9 protein-coding genes are annotated in these 13,239 nt (G+C 63.7%); 3 read left to right on the forward strand and 6 right to left on the reverse strand.

All coding sequences use genetic code 11. The features are described 5' to 3' along the window. Positions 1-37: 37 nt before the first annotated feature. Positions 38-751: a 7-cyano-7-deazaguanine synthase QueC gene (gene queC / locus AC54AF_RS01860; RefSeq protein WP_496634991.1), complete on the reverse strand. Its 714-nt coding sequence runs from the start codon at positions 749-751 to the stop codon at positions 38-40. A 221-nt stretch (positions 752-972) separates the two neighbouring features. On the opposite strand from queC, the gene AC54AF_RS01865 reads away from it, so the two are divergent. Continuing rightward, positions 973-2,868, forward strand: coding sequence for an autotransporter assembly complex protein TamA (locus AC54AF_RS01865; RefSeq protein ID WP_496634993.1), 1,896 nt, complete (start codon positions 973-975; stop codon positions 2,866-2,868). Then, entirely contained in the window at positions 2,868-7,292 is a 4,425-nt protein-coding gene (locus AC54AF_RS01870; protein ID WP_496634995.1) for a translocation/assembly module TamB domain-containing protein, read from the forward strand. Before AC54AF_RS01865 ends, AC54AF_RS01870 begins: the two co-directional genes overlap by 1 nt. A 114-nt stretch (positions 7,293-7,406) precedes the next feature. On the opposite strand, the gene AC54AF_RS01875 is transcribed toward AC54AF_RS01870, so the two are convergent. Next, positions 7,407-7,646, reverse strand: a complete 240-nt coding sequence (locus AC54AF_RS01875) for a hypothetical protein (RefSeq protein WP_034753464.1) — start codon at positions 7,644-7,646, stop codon at positions 7,407-7,409. A gap of 24 nt (positions 7,647-7,670) precedes the next feature. Beyond that, a complete protein-coding gene (locus tag AC54AF_RS01880) occupies positions 7,671-7,823 on the reverse strand; it encodes a hypothetical protein (protein WP_332862931.1) in 153 nt (50 codons plus the stop codon). Positions 7,824-8,046: 223 nt separating this feature from the next. Here AC54AF_RS01880 and AC54AF_RS01885 point away from each other — a divergent pair, with 223 nt between their 5' ends. Continuing rightward, positions 8,047-8,565, forward strand: a complete 519-nt coding sequence (locus AC54AF_RS01885; RefSeq protein ID WP_496634997.1) for a CcdC protein domain-containing protein — start codon at positions 8,047-8,049, stop codon at positions 8,563-8,565. A gap of 9 nt (positions 8,566-8,574) precedes the next feature. On the opposite strand, the gene AC54AF_RS01890 is transcribed toward AC54AF_RS01885, so the two are convergent. Genes AC54AF_RS01890 through AC54AF_RS01900 form a run of 3 tightly spaced genes read right to left on the reverse strand, consistent with a single transcriptional unit; the run spans position 8,575 to position 13,238 of the window. Further along, a complete protein-coding gene (locus AC54AF_RS01890) occupies positions 8,575-9,357 on the reverse strand; it encodes a hypothetical protein (protein WP_496634999.1) in 783 nt (260 codons plus the stop codon). 30 nt (positions 9,358-9,387) lie between these two features. After that, on the reverse strand, positions 9,388-10,407 hold the full coding sequence (locus AC54AF_RS01895; protein WP_496635001.1) for a DUF4424 family protein: 1,020 nt from the start codon (positions 10,405-10,407) through the stop codon (positions 9,388-9,390). Beyond that, positions 10,407-13,238, reverse strand: a complete 2,832-nt coding sequence (locus AC54AF_RS01900) for an ATP-binding protein (protein WP_496635003.1) — start codon at positions 13,236-13,238, stop codon at positions 10,407-10,409. The genes AC54AF_RS01895 and AC54AF_RS01900 overlap by 1 nt, the downstream gene beginning before the upstream one ends. Between the last annotated feature and the right edge of the window lies 1 nt (position 13,239).

Here is a 13,239-nt window from a genome sequence, read left to right on the forward strand (position 1 = left end):
GCCGCGCCGCTTGAAGAAACGGCGCAAACTGTTTACTTTACTTCAGGGATTTTCTCGCCGCGTACTGCTGGTAGCCGTTGGCGCGCAGGGCGCAGGCGGGGCAAGTGCCGCAGCCATAGCCCCAGTCGTGCAGCTCGCCCCGCTCGCCCAGATAGCACGTATGCGTGCCGCTGCGGATCAGGTCGACCAGCGGCTGGCCGCCCAGGTCTTCCGCCAGGTCCCAGCTTTGCGCCTTGTCCAGCCACATCAGCGGCGTTTCCAGCTTCAGGCGCGTATTCATGCCCAGGTTCAGGGCCACTTGCAGCGCCTTCATCGTATCGTCGCGGCAATCCGGATAGCCGGAAAAATCCGTCTCGCACATGCCGCCCACCAGCACTGTCAATCCGCGGCGATACGCCACGGTGGCGGCCACCGTCATGAACAGCAAGTTGCGTCCAGGCACAAAGGTGTTCGGCAAGCCGTTTTCCTGCATGACGATCTCGACGTTCTGCGTCATGGCCGTATCGGAAATGGCGGAAATCAGGGATAGGTCGATCATGTGATCCTGGCCCAGGCGGCTATCCCATTCGGGCGACTGCTGGCGCATCTGTTCCAGCACGCCAGGACGCACGGTCAGCTCGATCGCATGGCGCTGGCCATAGTCGAAGCCAATCGTTTCCACGCGGCTATAGTGTTTCAAGGCCCAGGCCAGGCAGGTGGTGGAATCTTGTCCACCGCTAAAGAGCACCAGTGCGGAGTCCGTTGCTAGCATAAATTTTCTTTCTATGTTTTATCTGTTGCAATAGTGCGCAGGGAAACATGATTCCCGGTGCAAAAAATACTTATTCGTCCGCCATCAGTTTACCTATTCCGGTAACATGCAGTCAGCATTTACTCATCTGGAGCACCATGTTTTCTGCACGACCCATACGGCATACGGCTGCCGGCAAGGCGATACGACCACGAATTTTGGCACAAGTAGTGACAAAAGTAATGGGTCAACTGACACTGGCGGCCGCCGGCAGTGTCATCCTGGCATGCCCGGCCGTCCAGGCCCGCGCGCAGGAGGGAACGCAAGAGCGTCCGCAAGACGCGGCCGCCGACACCCCCGCCACGGAAGCGGCGCCCGCCCCGCTGCAGTACGAGGTCAAGGTCAACGCGCCCGGCGACCTCGATGAGTTGCTCGAAAAAAACCTGGACCTGGAACGCTTCCGCGGCAACCCGCGCATGGACCGCGAGCAATTGCAGCGCCTCGTGCGCGATACGCCCGAGCAAGCCAAAAACCTCGTCGCCACGGCCGGCTATTACACGCCCGTCGTCACGGTGCGCGTCGATACGACGGGGGCCAAACCCGTCGTCATCGTCGACCTCGACCCGGGCCAGCCGGTAACCATCGACAAGGTCGAGCTGGAATTGCGCGGCTTCGACCCCACGCCGCCGCTGGCCGCGTCCGAACCCTACGATACGGAAGCCCTGAAGCGCAGCTGGTCCTTGAAAACGGGCAGCGTATTTCGCCAGTCCGACTGGGAAGCGGCCAAGCGCGCGCTGCTGCGCGAAGTGGTGCAAACGCGCTACCCGCGCGCCCAGCTGGTCGATACGCAAGCCGTGGTCGACCCGGAAACGCACAAGGTCTCCTTGCTGGTGGTGCTCGACAGCGGCCCCGAGCTGCGCTTCGGCGAACTGCGCATCGAAGGCCTGAAACGCTACGATGCCAGCATCATCCGCAACCTCGACAAGATACGCCCGGGCGAGTACTACAGCGAATCGGCGCTGCAATCGTTGCAGGCGCGCCTGCAGGACACGGGCTACTTTGCCAGCGTGGAAGTGAGCGCCGACATGAGCAGCATCCTCAGCGAACAGATCGAGGCGGGCCAGGAAAGCCAGCAAGCCGAGGCCACTCCCGATGCCAAGCCCGTCAAGCGCGGCCCCGCGCCGCTGCTGCCGCTGGTGGTGCGCGTGACGGAAAACAAGCAGCAGAACGTCAGCGCCGGTCTCGGTTTCAGTACGAATACGGGCAATCGCGCCCAGCTCAACTATGACAACCTGAACGTGTGGGGCACGCGCTTCAAGAGCGCGATCACCATGGAAACGAAGAAGCAGGCGGCGCACGCCAATTTCTACTTTCCAACGACCGCGCGCGGCTACAACGACAGCGCGGGCGCCTCGTTCGAGCGCAGCGACATTTCCAACGAAATCACGGCAGTCACCACCATCTCGGCCAAGCGCAACTGGGGCGGCACCAACCTCGAGCGCAGCCTGACGTTCGAGTTCCTCAGCGAAGACAAGACCGTCGTCGGCCTGGAACAGACGCGCAGCAAGAGCTTGCCGCTGACTTATGCCATCACCAAGCGCAGCCTCGACAGTCTGCTGTTTCCCACCAAGGGCTACGTCATCAACGCCCAAGTGGGCGGCGCCCTGCTGCCCGTGCTGACGGACGAGCGCTTCGTGCGCGTGGCCGGCAAGGCCGTGTATTACCGTCCGCTCGGTGAAAAAGGCGAGCTGATCGTGCGCGGCGAAATGGGCGCGCTGGGCTCGAAGGAAAAACGCGGCGTGCCAGCCGTCTATCTGTTCCGCGCGGGCGGCGACCAGTCGGTGCGCGGCTATGCCTACCAGGAACTGGGCGTCAAGGAAGGCGACGCGACAGTCGGCGGGCGCTACATGGCCACTGCCAGCGCCGAATACCAGTACTGGTTCAAGCCGAAGTGGGCGATTGCCGCCTTCTATGACGCCGGCAACGCGGCCGATACCGTCAAGGCGCTGACGCCGAAATCGGGCTACGGCCTGGGCGGGCGCTACAAGAGCCCCGTCGGCCCCATCAATGTCGACGTGGCGTATGGCCACGCCGTCCACGCCTACCGTTTGCACTTCTCTCTGGGATTCACTTTCTGATGTCCGATATGACTACCGAGGCGCCGAACGCCGCGCCCCAGCCTCCGGCGAAAAAAACGCGCCGGGCATTGCGCTATCTCTTGATCGGCGTCGCCAGCCTGGCCGTGCTGCTGGGCGGCGCCTTCTGGTTCCTGGGCCGCGAATCGACCTTGCAGATGCTGGTGCAAAAAGTGGCCAGCGCCAGCGGCGGCGACATCGCAGTGTCGGGCGTGTCCGGCTCGCTGTACAACCGCATGCACCTGGGCCACGTCAGCTACCGCAGCAAGACGCAGCACATCACGGCCGACAATATCGACATCAACTGGTCGCCATTCCAGTTCTTTTCGGAAGGCATCGCCATCAGCGAACTGCACGTGGCCAGCCTGTCCGTGGAAAGCACGGCGCCGTCCGACGAACCGTCGACCATGCCGGCCAGCCTGGCCGCGCCGTTCAAGATCGGCATTGCCGACGCGCGCCTGGACAAGGTGACCCTGGTGAGCGCAGGCGGCAACACGGTGTTTGAAAAGATCCATTTCACCTTGTCGGGCGACAAGTCGCAATGGCAGCTGGAAGACGCTTCGGCCCTGACCCCGTTCGGCCAGGCCACGGCCAGCGCGACGATTGCCGCCACGCAGCCGTTCAAACTGTCAGGCAAAGCCGGCTTGACGCAGCTCACCCCTGCCGCCGGTGAAAAACCGGCCGCCCTGGCGCTGCAGCTGGGCGGCGACCTGAACGTGCTGAACGTGACAGCCAAGGGCAGCGCAGGCGCGGCCACGGCCGACGCCCAGCTGGCGCTGGCGCCATTCGACCCCGTCATCATCCTGCGCTCGGCCAGCATCCGTGGCCGCAACATCAATCCGGGCAAGTTCGACGCCACCCTGCCGCAGGCGGACCTGAGCCTGGAACTCGATGCCACCATCGACACCCGATCCAGCGCGCAAACCGTGTCGGGCAAGCTGGCCATCCTCAACCACGCCACGCCTGGCCCCATCGACCAGCAAAAGCTGCCGCTGCGCCAGTTCGAGGCGAGATTGGGCGGCACCCTGACGGCCACGACCCTGGAGTCGGCCATCATCGACTTCGGCAATGCGGGCAAGTTCACGGGCAGTGGCAAGCTCAACCGCGACGCGGCAGACGCGCCCATCGGCAATGCGCAACTGACCTTGCACACAGACAAGATCGACTTGCAGCACATCTACAGCAGCATCAACAGCACCAGGATCGTCGGCGATATCGTGCTCGACAGCGACGGCAAGACGCAAACCCTGCGCGCCAAACTGGGCGAAGCCAAGCTGCGCCTGGACGTGGAAGCGACCCTGGCCGATTCGCTTGTGCAATTGCGCAAGGCGACCTTGCAAGCAGGCAAAAGCAGCGTCAACGCGACGGGCCAGATCAGCCTGAAGGATGAACAACCCTTCAAGGCCGTGGCCAGCACCAGCCGTCTCAATCCCGCCGACTTCGGCGCCTTCCCCGTGGCCGACCTGAACCTCGACGTGCGCGCCAATGGCCACGTGGCACCCCAGTGGCTGGCGAATGCGGACTTCACCGTGCGCCCCAGCAAACTGCTCGGCCAACCCCTGTCGGGCAAAGGCAAGCTGACGGCCGATGCAGCCCATTTCAGCGGCATCGACGCGCAGCTGGCGCTGGGCAAGAACAACATGACGGCCAAGGGCAACTTTGGCGGCGCCGGCGAAAAACTCAACTGGAACGTCGATGCGCGCCAGCTCTCGGCCTTGCAAGGCGACTTGCTGGGCAGCGTACTGGCCAGCGGCGTGGTGCAAGGCACCCTGCAGCAGCCGCGCACGAGCTTTGTTGCCGATGCAAAGGGACTGGGCCTCAGCAGCGGCAAGCGTCCTGCGCCGGACAGCGCCATCCACGCCAGCGGCGACGTGGGCTTGACGGGACCGAAGCAGGAAGCGGAACTGAAAATGACGGGTTCCTTGCAAAAGATCAACCCGGCCGCCTTCGGTGCTGCACTACCCAACGGCAACGTCAATGCGGATTTCAACGGCAGCGGCCGATTGACGGCCGACTGGCAAGTGGCCCTCAACCTGGCCCTGCGCGAATCGACCCTGCAAAACGCCCCGCTGGCCGGCTACGCCAAACTGTCGGCCAATGCGAAACGGGTCGACAACGTCGATGCGGAACTGCGCCTGGGGCCGAACAGCCTGCTGGCAAAGGGCGCGCTGGGCGGCGCCACCGACAAGCTGACGTGGAAACTCGATGCGCCGCAACTGTCGACCCTGGGCCCCCGCTTTGCCGGCGCGCTGCAGGCAGCCGGCTCCGTCTCCGGCAAGATGGACGCGCCGGCCGCGCAACTGACGCTCGACGGCCGTGACCTGACCTTCTTTGGCGACCAGCAACTGAAATCCATCAAAGGCAGCGCCAGCGTGGGCGCCGGCCAGGGCGCGCTCGACCCCATGGTCAGCAGCCTGGACATCACGGGCTACAGCACGCCCACCTTCAAGCTGGCCAGCGCCCGACTGGGCACGACGGGCACGCGCGGCAGCCATACGGTGAGCCTGGCGGCGCGCAACGACGACGTCGATGCCACCGTGCAAATCCGCGGCAGCCAGAGCGGCGCCAGCTGGACGGGCACCATCGACAGCCTGCAAAACAAGGGCCGCTATGCGCTGGTACTGCAAGCACCCGTGCCCGTCAAAGTGGCCGGTCCCGCCGGCAGCGGCGTGGCGGGCCTGGGCCAGCCCGAGCAGATCAGCGTGGGCAACACCGTCATCAAATTGCCAGCAGGCAGCATCACCATGCAAAGCCTGGTCAAGAACGGTCCCCGCTGGACCAGTTCCGGCCAGGCGGCCGGCGTGGCGCTGACCTACCTGGCGCAAGTGATCCCCGCGCTGCAAGCCAATGCGCGCAGCGACCTGACCCTGGGCGCGCAATGGTCGCTCGACATGCAGGTGCCGACGGCCAAGCAAAAAGACCCGTCCCTGGCCGGCATGCTGCACATCTACCGCGAAAAAGGCGACGTGACGGTAGGCGTGGAACAGCCGCTGGCGCTGGGCTTGCGCACCCTCGATGCGCGCATCGACGTGGCCAACCAGCAACTGCGCCTGGCCGTCAAACTCGATGGCGCGCGCGCGGGCCAGAGTGATATCAATGCCACCGTGCAAATGTTGGGCGGGCGCATCAGCAACGACAGCGCCCTCTCGCTGACGGGCACTACCAATATCGATTCTCTGGCGTGGCTGGCGCCGCTGACGGGCCAGCCGGGTCTGGAGCTGGGCGGCGCCCTGAAAGTGGCGCTGGCCGGCAGCGGCACCATCGGTGCGCCGCAATTGAATGGCGACATCCAAGGCAGCAAGCTGCTGGTGAACTGGGCCGACCAGGGCTTGAAGTTGCGCAATGGCGTACTGCAAGCCAAGCTGGCCGGCGACCAATTGCAATTGCAGCGCCTGAGCTTTGACGGCGGCGAAGGCAAGGTGCAGGCCGATGGCTGGGTACGCTTTGCGAATGGCGAAGCAAGCCTGGAACTGAAACTGATGGCCGACCGCCTGCAGGCGCTGTCGCGTCCCGACCGCACCTTGATTTTGTCGGGCAACAGCACCCTGGTGCGCAACGACAAGCGCTTCAGCTTCGAGGGCAAGTTCAAGGCCAACCGCGCGCTGATCGAGCTGGCGCCGCAGGATACGCCGACGCAAAGCAGCGACGTGGTGGTGCTGGGCAAGGAAGTCAAGGGCGGCAAGGAGGCGCCATCCTTGCCCCTGAATATCGATCTCGAATTCGACCTGGGCAATGCCTTCCACCTGCGCGGCATGGGCATCGATGCGGACCTGGCGGGCAATGTGCGCGCCAGAGTCATCAACCGCGCCGCGCCGCGCGTGACGGGCAGCATCAAGGTCGTCAACGGCTTGTATGCGGCATATGGGCAAAAGCTGTCGATCGAACGGGGCCTGATCGCCTTCACGGGTGCCTACGACAACCCGTCGCTCAATATCCTGGCCGTGCGCAAGCGTCCCGAAGGCGAAGCCCTGTCGGAAACGAATGTGGAAGCGGGCGTGGAAGTGCGCGGCACGGCCCAGGCGCCGACAGCCAAACTGGTGTCCACGCCGAGCGTGTCGGACAGCGACAAGCTGGCCTGGCTGATCCTCGGCCACGGCGCGGAAACGGCGGCCGGTGATGAAATGGCCCTCTTGACGACGGCCGCGGGCGCCCTCTTCGGCGGCTCCGGCGGCGGCTTGCAAGGCAAGCTGGCCAATTCGCTGGGCCTCGACGAAGTGGGCCTGTCGCAGGCGCAAGGGCTGGAAAGCACGGTCGTCACCGTCGGCAAGCGCCTGTCGTCGCGCGCCTACCTGACGTTCGAGCAAGGCACGAGCACGGCGACGAGCCTGGTCAAGCTGCGCTACAAGCTGAACCGCCGCATCACTTTGCAATTCCAGACGGGCACGAACAATGCGCTGGACGTGTTGTACACGTGGGCGTTTGATTAGAGTGGCGGCCAACAATGTTGTCGGATTACGCGAGGCGGGGCCCCGCTAATCCGACACCACCAGAAACAACAAAGGGCGCCTCGGCGCCCTTTTCTTTGCTCTACCGCCGACGGCTTACTCAGCCACGTCGAGGCCCCGCTCGATCATGCCTTCGACATACGCGCGCAGGTATTGTTCCAGCGCGGGGCCGGACAGCACGTTGGCCGTCAGCGCGCCGTGCGGCGAGCCTTTCAGCACGCCGTCGTGGTACACGCGCGCAATCCAGGCCACGTCCGCGCCCTGGGTGTAATCGAGTTCATAGTCGAACGATTCTCCGCTGACTTTGCGTGTGTAGACTTCCTTGACAATTGCCATCTGAAACAGCCTTTCTTGACGAGATTAACTGGGGTGCGGGTGCGGTACAGGATCGTCCTGCGGCACCGGGTGCACTGGCCCCGGGTGGCGCCCGGGCGCTTCTTGCGGCTCCGGCGCCGGCATGGGTTCATCGACAGGCGCCGGATCGGGCGCGCGGTGGGCATGGATGACGGACATGGCGAACCTCCCCTGCGGACAAAGGAAGACCATACCACGAGATGCCCGCCGCTGCCCCTATTTGCCTGCCGGCTGGACGTCGGCAGCCGGCGGCATGGCGTGACAAGGCATAGTGCTTGCATGCCATGTAAATGTCAACATGCAACTTTTACCGTTTGACAAGCATCGCCGCCCGCCCCCATCTGGCTTACAATCGCTGTTTTACCCGCACCCGATTGCCTACATGGAAACCACTACCCTCGCCCTGCTGTTCCTGGTCCCGCTGCTGGTCTGGCGCATTTATTCGCGCCTGAAGAAACTGGTGGCGCGCCAGAAGTCGCAGCTGTGGCGGCACTGGACGGTGGCGATCGCGTTTCCCGCGCTGCTGCTGTTCCTGGCGACGACGACGAAATTCGACGTCCTGCCCCTGTCCAGCCTGGGCGCGGCGGCGCTGGCCGGAGGCTGGCTGGGCGTGCTGGGCTTGAAGCTGACGCGCTTCGAACAGGTCGGCAAGGATTTCTTCTTTACCCAGCACCGCTACCTGGGCCTGGCCATCACGATGCTGTTCATCACCCGCCTGCTATACCGCGGCATGGAGATCTACCTGAACTCGCGCCTCGACGTGCCCGTGCCGCCGCCGCCGTTCGGCCAGAGCGCGCTGACCATGGCCGCCTACGGCCTCGTCATCGGCTACTACGCCGTGTATGCGTGGGGCCTCGTGCGCTGGCGCCAGCGCAACCAGCCGCTGCAGGCGCCCGAGTAAGTCATCCCGTCAATAGTACTGGCACAGGCCGGTACACGTCGTCGCCGACAGCGCCTGGCGGATCGTCGCCAGCGCCGGCGCCAGGGCGGGATCAAGGTCCTTGTCCGCATCAGCCAGGCTGTTCAGCAGACGCTCGCGCAAGGGCGGCGGCATCAGCGCGACATTCGCCGTGGCGTGCTGCGCGGCCGCTTCCAGCATGCGCTGCTTTTGCGCCACGTTCCAGAACGGCGCTTGCACGAACTGCACCACGCCAGAGTAAGCCGTGGTCGTGCCCTTGCTGAAGGCACGCGCGCGCATGCGCTCCGCGCTGCTCACCTCCGGCAGCGGCTGGTGACTGAATTCCTGCTCCATCAAGCCAATCAGGTGCGCATGGCAATGCAAGCCAAAGGCGAACATGGCGCTCATTTCATCGCCATAATCGGCCAGGTTTTGCGTCACTTGCTCCTTGCGCGCCTGCTGCAATTCGGCACCCGATAGCGGCAGCGGCCGCTCGAGGCCAAATTGATAATATGCCTTGCCCAGATTGGTTGCCCGCTCGCACAGGGCCACGCTCTGGTTCATGTCTTGCAGCGCCGCGACGGGCGCCTGAAACAGGTGCGGTGCATCGGTCATCCGGGCAAACAATGCTGCCACGTCAGGGTCGCGCAGGCGCGGCAAGCCGCTGTGTGGCGTCGCCTTGGCCATCAGCGCTTCCAGCTGGCCGCTGGCTTGCTGGAAATCGGTATGGCTGTCGGCCCAGGCGGCGGGCGCGGCAAGCAGCGCGCCCAGGAACACGATACGCAGAGGACGCATGAGAGTTGCAGTTGGCAAGGCGATATCTTTCTATTTCTTCAGCAAGTAATTGCTACGCAGCGCAGGCGCTTCGCCCGTATTCTCGCTGCCATTCTCGACATTGCCGAAATACACGTTCAGATCCTGCTGCGGACGGAAGTTGCGTAGTTTCACTTGCAAGGTGGTGGGATTGATCTTCGTGAACGTGCCGGGGAAGCACAGGCTGATCAGCTCATCCGGCTTGCCCTTGACCAGATTCAAGGTAAAGTCTTCGATGCCATTCTTCCAGGTGTTGCCAGTCTTCAGGATGTACGAGACCCACTTGGCATTGACGAAGCCGCCCTCCCCCTGTTGTGCCGCCAGGCGGTTCCACGTCTTGTAGAAAGCCTTGTCGCCGCAATATTTTTGTTCGAACTCCTTGCCTTCGCCCAAGTAAGAAGCACCAGGACCGGCGGCCACGAAGGGGGCATATTGATGGCGCACGCGCACCGTTTTACCGGCAGGGAATGTCTGCTGCCACTGGTAGACCACCGTCACGGACCAGGCCGGCACCCATTCTTCGTCTTCGGACAGCTTGGCCAGCAAGCCTTCGGCCACCATGGCTTTTTGCTGCGCGGCGCTCAAGGGCGCCACCTTTTTTTCGAACGGGCTGAATGACGGGAAATAAGCAACCTGTGCGTCCGACAGGCCCAACTGGCGCAGGCGCGCCGTCACGTCACGGCCGTCGAGTTTGGCGAGCAGCACGGTCTGGTAATCCTTGCGCTTGCCGTCGACCTCGATCGAGAACTGCCGCGGCTGGCCATAGTATGTGGGCGACTGGTGATAGCCGGCCTCGTAGGCGGGCAGCGGAAAGATGATGGTCTCTTCCACATCGCTTGTCGATTCGTTGAGGAACTCGTACTCGACCTTGATCAATTCCGTGCTGACCGTCAGCACTTCCTTTTTCATGGCCACGGCGTCGGTCTTGCCGACGATAATGCCGCCGGCACTGACCGAGCCGATGCCGTCATTGGCCATCGCTGGCGCCGAGAACGCCAGCGCCAGCGCGGCCGACAGCAGCAAACGGCGCATCACGCCGCCTTGCCCGTCACGGGATCGACCCGGCGCTGCAGCACGAAAATCGGTTGCGCCCATTGGGTATCCTTTTTCTTCTTGCTGGTGATCAAGGTCAGCTCCGACGGATCGTAGACATCCGTGTTGTGCGTCAACGGCGTCGTCATCAGGTATTGCGCTTCCGTGTTTTTCAGGAACTCGCCGACCAATTGAATGTTACGGATATCGAGGTGGGCGAACGGTTCGTCGATGAAGACGAAGCCGCCGGAACCGTCTTCCGATTTCAGCAGGCCGATCAGCAGCACCAGCGACTTCATCACCTGCTGGCCGCCCGACGCTTCGCCATCGTTCATGCCGATCACGCCCTTGCCGTCGAACTTGAAGCGCACGTGCAAGCCCGCCTGCGACAGCTGCACATCGTCATTTTCCAGGCGCACGGGGTCGGCATGCACTTCGATGCCGGCCAGTTCGCCCAGTTCCTTGATGTTCTTGCTGTAGGTCTTGATGGTGTAGCGCAAGCGTTCCATGTAGGCGCCGCGGGCATTGCCCGTCGCTTCGATGGCGCGGTTGTTCTGGTAGCGGCGCTCGTCCGTTTCCGACTGGCGCCCATGCAGCTGGTCCGACAGGCGGTGATGCTGGTCGATAACGGTAGCGTCGAGTTCCCAGTCGTCGCGCGCCAGGCTGTTTTGCAGGCTGGCCACGCGCAGATCGACCTGGTGCGCATTCTGGTGCTCGGCGACGAGCGCCGCGCGGCGCGCAGGACGGCGCCAGCTTTTCGGCAAGTGGCGCCACGCATGGCGCAAGGCCAGCAAGGCGCGCGCATGCTCGGCGCGCTGTTCAATCTGCTTCTTGTAGCCAAGGCGCGCACCAGCTTCCGCTTCCGACAGGGCCAGGCGCGCGTTTTGCCACACGGTATCGGCACGCGTGCGCGCCACGGTGGCGTTCTTGGTGAGATTCTGCAACTCGCCCAGGCGGCCGCCCACTTCCAGGCGCTCTTCCTTGAGCGGCTTCGAATTGCGCAGCGCTTCGGCGAATTCTTCCTGGCGGGCACTGAGTTCCTTGGCCGCGTCGACGCCGGCGATGCGCGCCTTCAGGGCGCCCACTTCGGCCGCCAGCTTCGAGATCGCCAGTGTCAAGGTGTCTTCCTGGCCTTCCAGGCCCGGCAAGGAGCGCAGCAGCGCTTCCAGGCGACCGCTGCGGCCAGCCTGGCCGAAGCGGTAGCGCGACGCTTCCACGAACAGCGAGCGCCCGCCGCGGCGTTCGCGGTGATACGCCTCGGGCGTGATCCACTCTTCGTGGTTGCCCAGCTTGAAACCGGCCTCGACGGAATCGACGCGCGCGATGCGCGACAGTTGCTCGATCAGCCAGCTGGGCACGGGCGCGGAAAATTTCACCACGGCCAGCAGGCTTTCGTCTTTCGCCACTGGCGCCGTGACCAGGTCGGGCACGATGAAGTGGCGATAGCGTTCCTTCTCGGCCAAACGGTAGGCGGCGGGCGCATCCTTGGCCTTGTCCAGCAACACCACCGAAGCGTAACCGCCCAGCACGCCTTCGACGGCGCCCTGCCAGCGGCTGTCCGTCACTTCGACGATATCCGACAGCATGGCGTGGGATATCCCCGCATCGCGCAGCGCGCGGCGCATGCCGCGCACATTGTCCGGCTCCGGCATGGCCGTCTTGCCTTGCAGCGCGGCAATCGTTGCCTGCTCGGCCGCGATGCGGGCCGACAGGGCGTCGCGCTGCTGGCGCTGCTGCAGCAATTGCGCTTCCTTCTGTTCCAGCTGGGCCGCCACTTCGGCGATGTCGCTGCCCGAATCGGCCGCCAGCTTGTGCAAACGGTCTTTCTGTTCCAGCAAGCTGTCCAGCGGTTTCAGTTTCGCATTGATCAGGGACAAACGGCTCTGCAAGCCGATCGATTCCTGTTCCAGCAGGGTTTCATTCATCTGCGCGTCGGACAGGGCCTTCGCCTGCGCGGCCAGCGCATTGCGCTTGTCCGTCAGCTGCTGGTCCGCCTGCGCCATCGGTTTGCGCGCATCGCGCAATTGCCGGCTGGCCGTGGCCGCCTTTTCGCGCGCCTCGTGATATTGCAAGCTGGGCAGCACTTCTTCCAGCAGGTTGCGGCGTTCCTTATGTAAACCTTCCCACTGGTGGTAATTGGCCACGCGCAGGCGCAAGCCTTCCAGGTTGGTCTTCGACGCTTCCAGCTCTGTTTCGAAGCGTTTCAGCTCCACTTCCGTATCGCGCTGGTGGCGCTTGGCTTCGTCGTAGGCGTCCAGCACTTCCTTGTCGCCGAACACCTGGAACACCAGGTCGAGCAGCTGGCGCGGCGCGTATTCGCACAGTTTATCCGTCTCGCCCTGCTCCAGCGCCAGCACTTTCGACATGGCGGGCGACAGGCCCGCATTGGCCAGGCGCTTGCGGTAATTTTCCACGCCGAGCCAGTCGTTGGCGTCCGTGATGTCTTCGATCTGCACATTGCCCGGACGCATCAGATACTGCCGCTTCCAGTCGCCGCCATTCTTCTGGATCTGGCAAAACAGGGTCACTTCATCGTCGCTGAAGAAGCCGGAACTGCGGAACGGGCGGTTCGACAGCTGCTTGCCCACGTTCTTGTTGTCGACCACGGCGCGCAGCCAGGCCGTCTGCTGGCCCGAATGGCGCGCATAGTGTTTATACGTGCGCCCCATGGAACAGTCGAGGCCGAACAGGGTGCGCAAGGCGTCGAGCAAGGTGGTCTTGCCGGAACCATTCTGTCCCGCGATGGTGATGATCTTCGCATCGAGCGGAATATTCTTGATGCGCTGCCAGTAATCCCAGTGCACCAGTTCAAGTGATTTGATATGAAACATG

The sequence above is a fragment of the Janthinobacterium sp. JF4 genome (assembly GCF_059617925.1).

Excerpts from the sequence above, each read along its gene's own strand:
- AC54AF_RS01880 (WP_332862931.1), bottom strand. The coding sequence starts at position 7,823 with ATGTCCGTCATCCATGCCCACCGCGCGCCCGATCCGGCGCCTGTCGAT.
- AC54AF_RS01865 (WP_496634993.1), top strand. The coding sequence starts at position 973 with ATGGGTCAACTGACACTGGCGGCCGCCGGCAGTGTCATCCTGGCATGC.
- queC (WP_496634991.1), bottom strand. The coding sequence starts at position 751 with ATGCTAGCAACGGACTCCGCACTGGTGCTCTTTAGCGGTGGACAAGAT.
- AC54AF_RS01900 (WP_496635003.1), bottom strand. The coding sequence starts at position 13,238 with ATGTTTCATATCAAATCACTTGAACTGGTGCACTGGGATTACTGGCAG.
- AC54AF_RS01890 (WP_496634999.1), bottom strand. The coding sequence starts at position 9,357 with ATGCGTCCTCTGCGTATCGTGTTCCTGGGCGCGCTGCTTGCCGCGCCC.
- AC54AF_RS01895 (WP_496635001.1), bottom strand. The coding sequence starts at position 10,407 with ATGCGCCGTTTGCTGCTGTCGGCCGCGCTGGCGCTGGCGTTCTCGGCG.
- AC54AF_RS01875 (WP_034753464.1), bottom strand. The coding sequence starts at position 7,646 with ATGGCAATTGTCAAGGAAGTCTACACACGCAAAGTCAGCGGAGAATCG.
- AC54AF_RS01870 (WP_496634995.1), top strand. The coding sequence starts at position 2,868 with ATGTCCGATATGACTACCGAGGCGCCGAACGCCGCGCCCCAGCCTCCG.
- AC54AF_RS01885 (WP_496634997.1), top strand. The coding sequence starts at position 8,047 with ATGGAAACCACTACCCTCGCCCTGCTGTTCCTGGTCCCGCTGCTGGTC.